General features: G+C 62.2%; 7 protein-coding genes. 5 read left to right on the forward strand and 2 right to left on the reverse strand.

The window, feature by feature from the left end:
- Positions 1 to 254: 254 nt before the first annotated feature.
- The 4 genes from VF672_RS14220 (at position 255) to VF672_RS14235 (ending at position 6,426) form a co-directional block, all read left to right on the forward strand.
- Positions 255 to 2,210, forward strand: a complete 1,956-nt coding sequence (locus VF672_RS14220; protein WP_331105215.1) for a sensor histidine kinase — start codon at positions 255 to 257, stop codon at positions 2,208 to 2,210.
- Between the two features lie 292 nt (positions 2,211 to 2,502).
- A complete protein-coding gene (locus tag VF672_RS14225) occupies positions 2,503 to 4,149 on the forward strand; it encodes an acyl-CoA dehydrogenase family protein (protein WP_331105220.1) in 1,647 nt (548 codons plus the stop codon).
- A 60-nt stretch (positions 4,150 to 4,209) separates the two neighbouring features.
- Positions 4,210 to 5,706: an AMP nucleosidase gene (amn, locus tag VF672_RS14230; protein WP_331105221.1), complete on the forward strand. Its 1,497-nt coding sequence runs from the start codon at positions 4,210 to 4,212 to the stop codon at positions 5,704 to 5,706.
- Between the two features lie 87 nt (positions 5,707 to 5,793).
- The gene (locus VF672_RS14235) at positions 5,794 to 6,426 is read left to right on the forward strand and encodes a pseudouridine synthase (protein ID WP_331105216.1); all 633 of its coding nucleotides are present in this window, start codon (positions 5,794 to 5,796) and stop codon (positions 6,424 to 6,426) included.
- 122 nt (positions 6,427 to 6,548) lie between these two features.
- Here VF672_RS14235 and VF672_RS14240 read toward each other — a convergent pair whose 3' ends face one another.
- Both VF672_RS14240 and VF672_RS14245 read right to left on the reverse strand, forming a co-directional pair.
- The gene (locus VF672_RS14240; protein WP_331105217.1) at positions 6,549 to 7,028 is read right to left on the reverse strand and encodes an Lrp/AsnC family transcriptional regulator; all 480 of its coding nucleotides are present in this window, start codon (positions 7,026 to 7,028) and stop codon (positions 6,549 to 6,551) included.
- A gap of 255 nt (positions 7,029 to 7,283) precedes the next feature.
- Positions 7,284 to 7,979 (reverse strand): hypothetical protein, encoded by a 696-nt coding sequence (locus VF672_RS14245; protein ID WP_331105218.1) that lies wholly within the window; start codon positions 7,977 to 7,979, stop codon positions 7,284 to 7,286.
- On the opposite strand from VF672_RS14245, the gene VF672_RS14250 reads away from it, so the two are divergent.
- Positions 7,968 to 8,651, forward strand: coding sequence for a DUF6515 family protein (locus tag VF672_RS14250; protein ID WP_331105219.1), 684 nt, complete (start codon positions 7,968 to 7,970; stop codon positions 8,649 to 8,651). The two genes, VF672_RS14245 and VF672_RS14250, sit on opposite strands and share 12 nt — an antisense overlap.
- Positions 8,652 to 9,280: the final 629 nt, after the last annotated feature.

A 9,280-nucleotide genomic window follows, 5' to 3' on the forward strand; every position in this document is an offset into this window, starting at 1 on the left:
CCGGTCCCACCATTTGCTTGAAAGTTGTCAGACACATGCAAGGAAAGCGAAAGGCGGGTGTGGCAGATTTAGATGGTGTCATCGAGCTATCAGTCGCTATCCTGTGGCGCTTCTTCGGTCCTGCCAAAAGAGTAAATGCAAGTGCGTTGCCCGCTTACCCCTTCGACCTGTCCGCAGGTCGCTTGCAGCATTCCGAAGCTTTCGCGCGATTGCGCGTCGGCTTGTGTCCGCCCTCAGTCACAAGGCGGTGTCGCATGCGTCGGGTTCTGATTGTCCTGTTCTGGCTGTTGCCACTGTTTGCCAGTGCCGTTGATTTCGATGAGAAGACCCGCAGCCTTGCTCTGGGGCGCGACACGCTGATGTTCGAAGACCCCACCGGCGACGCGACCATCCAGCAAGTCTCTTCGCCCGACGGCGCCTCACGCTTCCGTCCTCTTGCCGGGCCGTCGCTCAATGCGGGCTATTCGCGTTCTGCGTTCTGGCTGAAAGTGCCTCTGACTTATCGTCCTTCCGACCCGCTGGCGTCCGCCGACTGGTTGCTCGAACTCGCGTATCCGCCGATGGACCATGTCGATCTGTACCTCGGTGATGGCGACGCGCGCCCCCGTCTGGCGTGGCAGACCGGCGACATGCTGCCGTTTTCCAGCCGGCAGGTTAAGCAGAACAACTACGTGTTCGACTTGAACCTGAATGCCCACGAGACCAAAACCGTTTACCTGCGCGTCGCCAGTCACGGCTCGGTGCAGGCGCCGCTCAATCTGTGGGCCAGTCACGCTTATATAGAAGAGCAGCCGTCGCGTTTGTACATCCTCGGCATGATTTACGGCGTGCTGGCAGTGATGCTGGTCTACAACCTGTTCATCTACCTGAGCGTGCGCGACGCCGCGTATCTGTATTACATCCTCTACATCACCTTCTTCGGTCTGTACCAGGTGTCGGTCAACGGCGCGGCGATCGAATATTTCTGGCCGGACAACCCGTGGTGGGCCAATACCTCGACCACCTTCCTGATTGCGGCCGCGATCCTGTTCGCCAGCCAGTTCACCCGCAGCTTCCTGCAAACGCCGAGGCTCGGGCGTTGGCTGGATATGCCGCTGCGGGTGATGATGGTCTGCGCTGCGGTGATCATGGCGCTCGCGTTGAGCATGGATTACGGCGTCGCGCTGCGTCTGGTCACCGGGCTGGTGCTGCTGTTCATCCCGGTGGTTTTGCTGATCGGGCTGGCGGCGTGGCTCAAGGGGCGGCGGGTCGCGCGGTATTTCATCTTTGGCTGGTCGGCGTTTCTGGTGGGCGGGGTGATCAACGCCACGATGCTCCTCGGGCATTTGCCCAACAATTTCTGGACCATGTACGCCAGCCAGATCGGCTCGGTGATCGAAGTGGCGTTGCTTTCGCTGGCGCTGGCCGACCGCATCAACGCCATGCGCGAGCGCGAAGCGCAGATCATGGCGGAGTCGCGGCAGGACCTTGAAACCCTCAACCAGCAGTTGGCCGTGAGTAACCGATTGAAGGATGAGTTTCTGGCAACCCTCACCCATGAGCTGCGCACGCCCATGAACGGTGTCATCGGTTCGCTGGAGTTGATGCAAATGGACGTGGCCGACAGCGAGATCGAGCTGTACCGCCAGACCGCCGCTGACTCGGCGCAAAACATGATGGGCATCGTCAACGGCATTCTGACCCTGACCGAACTGCAAGCGGGTCGCATCACCGTGCGCAACGCGCCGTTCAGCCTGCGTCATGTGTTGTTTCAGCTGCGCAGTGGCTTCGAGCCGCAGGCCCGCAGTAAAGCGCTGACGCTCAGCGTAGAACTGGACGAGACGCTGCCGGACAGTCTCGAAGGCGACGGCGTCAAGTTGCGCCAATGCCTGGAGTGCCTGCTGGATAACGCGATCAAGTTCACCAAGGCCGGTTCGGTCAAAATCCGCGTCAATGGCCAGCGCGCAGACGCCGGGCACGTGCGCCTGGTCATTGATGTCATCGACACCGGCATCGGCTTCAGTCGTCTGGATGAGGAGACGCTGTACGCCAACTTCTTCCAGGTGGACGGGTCGACGACGCGAGAGTACGGCGGGCTGGGCATCGGGCTGGCGATTTGCCGACAGTTGACTGAATTGCAGGGCGGGCGCCTGAGCCATCAATCCGAGCCGGGCAATGGTAGCCAGTTTCGGCTGAGCCTGGACGTGCAGATCGCCGCGCAAACGGTGTAGGAGCGTGGCTCGTCCCGCGATCGGCCGGGCACCGGTCGTTGAATCGGTGCATGCAGTGGGTCATAGGAAAATCAATGGCACGTCTGCTGCCGCTGCGCGCCAGATCGCGGGACAAGCCACGCTCCTACCGTTGATCTGCGTTTATCCAGACAAAGGTGCTGCGTGGACAAGGCAAAACCGCCGCCATTTCGTCTTCTTTGGCGCTGTTGCTGGAGCGGGGTGCGTGATTCACTAGGTCAGCTGCACGACCGCCGCGTGCTGCCCGCACCGGAGTCGCGTCATGGACCAGCGTATCAATCCGCGTCAATTCGCCGAGACCCACGAAGTTACCAATCAGCCGCCTTCTCTGGACGGCACCAACCTGTACCGCATCGACCTGCCGCTGCAAGAGTGGTCGCAGCGCTTTGGCGCGGGCTGGGCGCAGGAGCGAATAGATGCCTACGGCGCGCTGGCCGGCGGCCCTTTAATGGAAGCAGGTTTCCTCGCCAACCAGAACAAACCGGTGTTCACCAGCCATGATCGCTACGGCCATCGCATCGATCTGGTGGAATTTCATCCTGCGTATCACCACTTGATGCAAACCGCGGTCGAGCATGGCATCCCCTCACTGCCGTGGACCGACCCTCGCGAAGGCGCTCATGTGGCCCGTGCGGCGATGAGCTATTTGCACACCCAGGCCGAGGCGGGCAGTGGCTGCCCGCTAACCATGACCTTCGCCAGTGTGCCGGCCCTGCGCCTTCAACCGGATCTGGCCGAGACCTGGCTGCCGAAAATCCTCGCCACCGGGTACGACCCGCGCAACGTGGGCACCGCGCACAAGGCCGGCGTCACGATCGGCATGGCCATGACCGAGAAACAGGGCGGCACGGACGTGCGCGCCAACACCACGCGGGCGTATCCGGTCGGCCAGCCCGGGCCCGGCCAGGCCTACGAACTGGTCGGGCACAAATGGTTTTGTTCGGCGCCCATGTGCGACGCCTTTCTGACCCTGGCGCAGACCGACAAGGGGCTGACGTGTTTCCTGCTGCCGCGCCATCGCCCGGACGACACCCGCAACGAGTTCTATATACAGCGGCTGAAGAACAAACTGGGCAATTGGTCCAATGCATCCAGCGAGGTCGAATTCCGCGGTGCCTTGGCGTGGATGGTGGGCGAGGAGGGGCGCGGCGTGCCGACCATTATCGAAATGGTGGCGATGACCCGCTTCGATTGCATGACCGGTTCCAGTGCGCTGATGCGTCAGGCGCTGACCCAGGCCGCGCACCATTGCGCCCACCGCACTGTCAGCGCGCGCGTGCTCAGCGAACAGCCGCTCATGCAAAACGTGCTCGCCGATCTGGCGCTGGAGAGCGAAGCGGCCCTGGCTTTGACCCTGCGCATGGGCCGCTCGCTGGAGCGCCTGGATGACGACCACGAAGCCCGTTTCGCACGCTTGGTGACGGCAGTGGGCAAGTACTGGATCTGCAAGCGCGCGCCGGCCATGATCAACGAAGCGGCTGAGTGCATGGGCGGCGCAGGGTACGTGGAGGACACGATTCTGCCGCGGCTTTATCGCGAAGCACCGGTCAATTCGACGTGGGAAGGGTCAGGCAATGTGCAGTGCCTGGACGTGCTGCGCGCGCTGTCCAAAGAGCCCGGCGTGCTCGACGCGTTGTTTGACGAACTCGGCGACGGCCATGGCGACCAGCGTCTGGCGGCGCATATTCACGGTTTAAAAGAGGCTTTTCAGGACACCGGTGACATCCAGTATCGCGCGCGGCAACTGACCGAAGACATCGCCGTGGCGCTGCAGGCGAAGCTGCTGCTGGAATCGGGCAATGCAGCGGTCAGCGACGGGTTTATTGCCGGACGTCTGGAGAGGCCGGGGCGGGTCTATGGCGCGTTGCCGCGCGGGGTGGACGTTCAGGCTCTGGTCGCGCGGTCATCGCCGCAGGTGTGAGGCGTCGATTCCCGGTTGCGCCGCAGGCAACTCGTGCCTTCGTCATCTGTTGCAGGCAAGATGTGCGCTTGCAAGATAAGAAGGATATGCGTCGTGACTGAAGCTTTCATTGTCGTAGAAACTGCCGAACAAGCCGTGGACCGGCTCGCTGAGCTGCACGCACGGGCAACCACCGCCTTGAGCCAGGCGCTCAAGCGCTACCTGAAAGACCGCGTCGAACCCAGCGCCGCCGAGCGTCTGACGTTCCGCTACCCCGAGCTGCGCCTGACCTATCACTGCCAGGGCGAAGTGCCGCTGACCACGCGCGCTTACGCCAAGGTTCAGTTGCCGGGCACCTACACCGTTACGGTCACCCACCCGGCGGCGTTCCGCAAATACCTCCTCGAACAACTCGTGCCGCTGATGAACGACTTCACCGTGACGGTGGAAGTGGGCGTCAGCGAACAGAATATTCCGTACCCCTACGTGGTCGAGCAGGGCGATGAGCTGGCCGGTACCGGCGTCACCGCTGCGACGCTGGCCCGCGTCTTCCCGAGCACCGATTTGTCGGCCGCTACCGATGGCATCGCCGACGGTCTGTACGACTGGGCTAATACCGATCCGCTGCCGCTTGCGCTGTTCGACGCCGCGCGTGTCGATTTTTCCCTGCGCCGTCTGGTGCATTACACCGGCAGCGACTGGCGCCATGTTCAGCCGTGGATCCTGCTGACCAACTACCACCGCTACGTCGACCAGTTCATCGTCCATGGCCTGGAAAAACTCCGCGACGACCCGCGCTTCGTGAAGATGGTGCTGCCAGGCAACGTCATCGTCGACAAGAGCATGGATCACGGCGAAGCCCAGGCCATCGTTTCCGGCGTGGTCTGGCACCGTTATCAGATGCCGGCGTATCACCTGATCGCCGAAGACGGCCATGGCGTGACGCTGGTCAATATCGGCGTGGGCCCGTCCAACGCCAAGAACATCACCGACCACCTGGCCGTCTTGCGTCCGCATTGCTGGCTGATGATCGGGCACTGCGGCGGTTTGCGTCAGTCGCAGACCATCGGCGACTACGTGCTGGCCCACGCCTACATGCGTCGCGACGGCATTCTGGATCGTGTATTGCCACCGAATATCCCGATCCCGGCACTGGCCGAGGTGCAACTGGCGTTGCAGGAATCGGCGGCTCAAGTCACCGGCGAACGCGGCGACGATTTGAAAAAACGTCTGCGCACCGGCACGGTGTTGACCTATGACGATCGCAACTGGGAACTTCGCTGGGCCCAGGAGCGCCCGCTGATCAACCTGTCTCGCGCCGTGGCGGTGGACATGGAAAGCGGCACCATTGCCGCGCAGGGTTATCGCCTGCGTGTGCCTTATGGCACCTTGCTCTGCGTCTCGGATAAACCGCTGCACAGCGAGATCAAGCTGCCGGGCTCCGCCAACGCGTTTTATGAGCGGGCGGTCACCCAGCATCTGAAGATCGGCATCGCCGCGCTGGACCTGATGCGCACGCAGCTCAACTCGCTGCATTCGCGCAAACTGCGCAGCTTCGACGAACCGCCGTTCCGTTAAGGCGCTAGGCGTTCACGGAAAGGGCCACTAAAGTGGCCCTTTCTGTTGAGTGGCTCTTTCCGTTTCCGTCATTTTTTCCGGTTTCCCATGCCCCGCAATCAACGTCCCGATTCCCGCCGTCCTTCGCCTGATCGCACGGGCGCGCCCCGGCGTGTCGCCAAAGCGCCGCCCGCCGAGCCCCGGCTGATTCTGTTCAACAAACCCTTCGACGTGCTGACCCAGTTCAGCGACGGCGAAGGCCGGGCGACGCTGAAGGACTTCATCGATGTACCTGGCATCTATCCGGCCGGCCGCCTGGACCGCGACAGCGAAGGCCTGTTGCTGCTCACCAACGACGGTCAGCTGCAAGCGCGCATCGCTGATCCCAAACACAAGCTGGCGAAAACCTATTGGGTGCAGGTGGAAGGCGTCCCGACCGACGAGCAGTTGCAGACGCTGCGTGACGGCGTCGATCTGAACGACGGCCCGACCCTGCCTGCCCAGGCCCGGCAGCTGGACGAGCCCGAACTGTGGCCGCGTAACCCGCCGGTGCGGTTTCGTAAAAGCGTGCCGACGAGTTGGCTGGAGCTGGTCATCAAGGAAGGACGCAACCGTCAGGTGCGCCGGATGACTGCGGCGGTCGGGCTGCCAACGTTGCGACTGGTGCGCGTGCGGATTGGCGACTGGAGCCTTGAGGGTCTGGATCAGGGCCAGTGGCGGGAAGTGCCGGCGAAGCTTTGACGGGGCGTCTTTCAGGTATCACCAGCAGCCGGCCGCTCTAAAGACTGCCGGCGGCCGCAAACCGGTGGGAGCGAGCGTGCGCGCGAAGACGCCGTTCAGGCGCCTGCGAAACCGGCAACGATTCAGCCTCGTAAATGCACCAGCGGCAACTCGGTGCTCGCCAACACCTGATTGAGCACGAAGCTTGAGCGCACGCTGGTCACGCCGTCGATGCGGGTCAGATGACCGAGCAGAAATTTCTGATAGTGGTCCATGTCCGGCACAACGACCTTCAGTTGGTAGTCGGCGTCGATGCCGGTGACCAGGCTACATTCCAGGACCTGCGGCAGATTGAGAATGTGCTGCTCGAAGTTTTCGAAGCGGTCGGGCGTGTGACGGTCCATGCCGATCAGCACATAGGCGGTCAGGCTCAGGCCAAGCTTCTTGCGGTCGAGCAGCGCGACCTGGCCCACGATATAGCCGTCGTCTTCCAGCTGTTTGACGCGGCGCGAGCAGGGTGAGGGCGACAGGCCGATGCGCTCGGCGAGCTCCTGGTTGGATATGCGCGCGTCTTTCTGCAGTTCGGCCAAAATACTTAGGTCATATCTGTCGAGCTTGCTCACGGGAAGCGCCTTTATCGAATGGATTGCGCAGGATTATTCATCTGAAGTGAATTATTGCGCAAGTGGTGTTTTCAACAGCAACATTCGCAATCCTGTGCCGACCGCCCAAGCCTATTCTTTTAACCAGAATCACTGCCCGGACACAGCGTCCAGCGCGGCCCGCCGAATCAGGCCAGCCGCGGCCTCCAGCCCGACAGGGTTGATCAGGCCACCGGGCTACGCACTGTCCAGAAGACGATGCGAGGTGAGCCGACGTCAAAAGCGTCGAGCCAGGACGACGTATTCCGGAGAGGGCCATTGAGCCCTCTTTTTTTGTGCCTGCGTTTCCGGCGCCACCGCAGCGCGCGCTTCTACAGTTTCGCCCGCCACGCTGATAGAGTGCGGCGAACGGCGCACCCGACTCGCAGTCCTATCAACAGGTATCCGCGCCGCAGTGAGGAAAGCATGAACATGCGCATCTGGCGTTTGGCAGGTGTCAGTCTCTTGGCCTTGAGCATCAGTGCTCAGGTGTTGGCCGACGACAACAATCAACAGCAGCAACAGCAGCAGCGTAACGAGCAGCAGCATCAACAGCAGCAACGTGGTTTCGAGATGCAGCGCCAGCAGCAAGAGAACCAGCGCGGCTTCAACGACAACCAGCAACGTCAGCAACAGCAAGAACGCCAGCAGCAGCAGCAGCAACAGCAACAGCAGCGCCAGCAGGAACAGGTGCAGCAACAGCGCCAGATTCAGCAGAACCAGCAAGAGCGCGCCAATCAGCAGCGCCAGCAGCAGGACCGCGAACGCAATCAGCAGCGTGACGATCAACGCCAGCAGCAGCAGCAGCAGCGCCAGCAGCAACAGGATCAGCAACGACGCCAGCAAGAGCAGCAGCAACAACAGCGTCAGTTGCAGGATCGCCAGGGCGGTTTGCCTATCCAGTCTCGGCCCGATGCGGTCGTGCAGACCCAAGAGCCCCGTCAAGGCTTTTACCGCGACCAGCCACAAGACAACCGCTGGCGCGGCGGCGATCACCGCCCCGACAATGGCAACTGGCAGGCCGGCCGCCCGGGCGGTCATGGCGACGGCTGGGGCTCAGGCCCGCGTTATCGCCCCGGCTACCAGATCGATCGCATGCCGGGCGGCTATTCCCGCGTGCCGTATCGCGGTGGTGATTATTTCTACTCAGGTGGTTACTGGTATCGCCCGCAGGGGCCGCGTTATGTCGTCGTCGAGCCGCCGCGGGGCGTTCGCGTCCGCTACCTGCCCGACTACGCTCAACAGGTCTGGCTTGGCAGCGGGCTGTTCTTCGTCGCCGCCGGCACTTATTACACCTACGAGCAGAGCACCCAGGAATACGTTGTCGCCGAGCCTCCACAAAACGTGGAGCCCGTGTATTCACCTCAGCAGCCACAACCCGTCCAGCAGGCAGCCAACCCCTACGACGTCGTCGCGTATCCGCCTAATGGCAAGCCTCAACAGGAAGTAGAACAGGACCGCTACGACTGCTACCGCTACGCCGTTCAGCAAAGCAATTTCGATCCGGCGGGCGCAGCCTATCAACCGGCACCGGAAGTACTGGGCGTATACCGCCAGGCCATGGCCAGCTGTTATGCGGGTCGCGGGTATAGCGTTCAACAGTGATGCGCCGGAGTAGCCTTGAAAACGCAAAGCCTTAGTGGGACCGGCTTCAGCCGGGAAGAGGCCGGGGTAGTCGCCATCAGGTTTCCGGTATGACGCCTGACGCATTCCCGGCTAAAGCCAGTCCCACTAAGCGCACGCACTGCCTTAGTAGGACCGGCTTCAGCCGGGAAGAGGCCGGAGTGTGCGCCTTCAGATGTGCGGTATGACGCTGACGCATTCCCGGCTAAAGCCAGTCCCACTAAGTGCACGCGGTGTATCAGTGGGACCGGCTTCAGCCGGGAAGAGGCCGGAGTGTGCGGCTTCAGATGTGCGGTATGACGCCTGACGCATTCCCGGCTAAAGCCAGTCCCACTAAGCGCACGCGGTGTATCAGTGGGACCGGCTTCAGCCGGGAAGAGGCCGAGGTGTTCGCCATCAGATTTCCGGTATGACGCCTGACGCATTCCCGGCTAAAGCCAGTCCCTCTAAGCGCACGCGGTGTATCAGTGGGACCGGCTTCAGCCGGGAAGAGGCCGGGGTGTTCGCCATCAGATGTGCGGTATGACGCCTGACGCATTCCCGGCTAAAGCCGGTCCCACTAAGCGCACGCGGTGTATCAGTGGACCGGCTAAAGCCAGTCCCACTAAGTG

The organism is Pseudomonas sp., assembly GCF_036387035.1.
In the GTDB taxonomy this organism is placed as follows: Bacteria; Pseudomonadota; Gammaproteobacteria; order Pseudomonadales; family Pseudomonadaceae; genus Aquipseudomonas.

What these genes read in the sequence shown, in the direction of transcription:
- VF672_RS14220 (WP_331105215.1), top strand. Translation starts at nt 255, where the DNA reads ATGCGTCGGGTTCTGATTGTCCTGTTCTGGCTGTTGCCACTGTTTGCC.
- amn (WP_331105221.1), top strand. Translation starts at nt 4,210, where the DNA reads ATGTGCGCTTGCAAGATAAGAAGGATATGCGTCGTGACTGAAGCTTTC.
- VF672_RS14235 (WP_331105216.1), top strand. Translation starts at nt 5,794, where the DNA reads ATGCCCCGCAATCAACGTCCCGATTCCCGCCGTCCTTCGCCTGATCGC.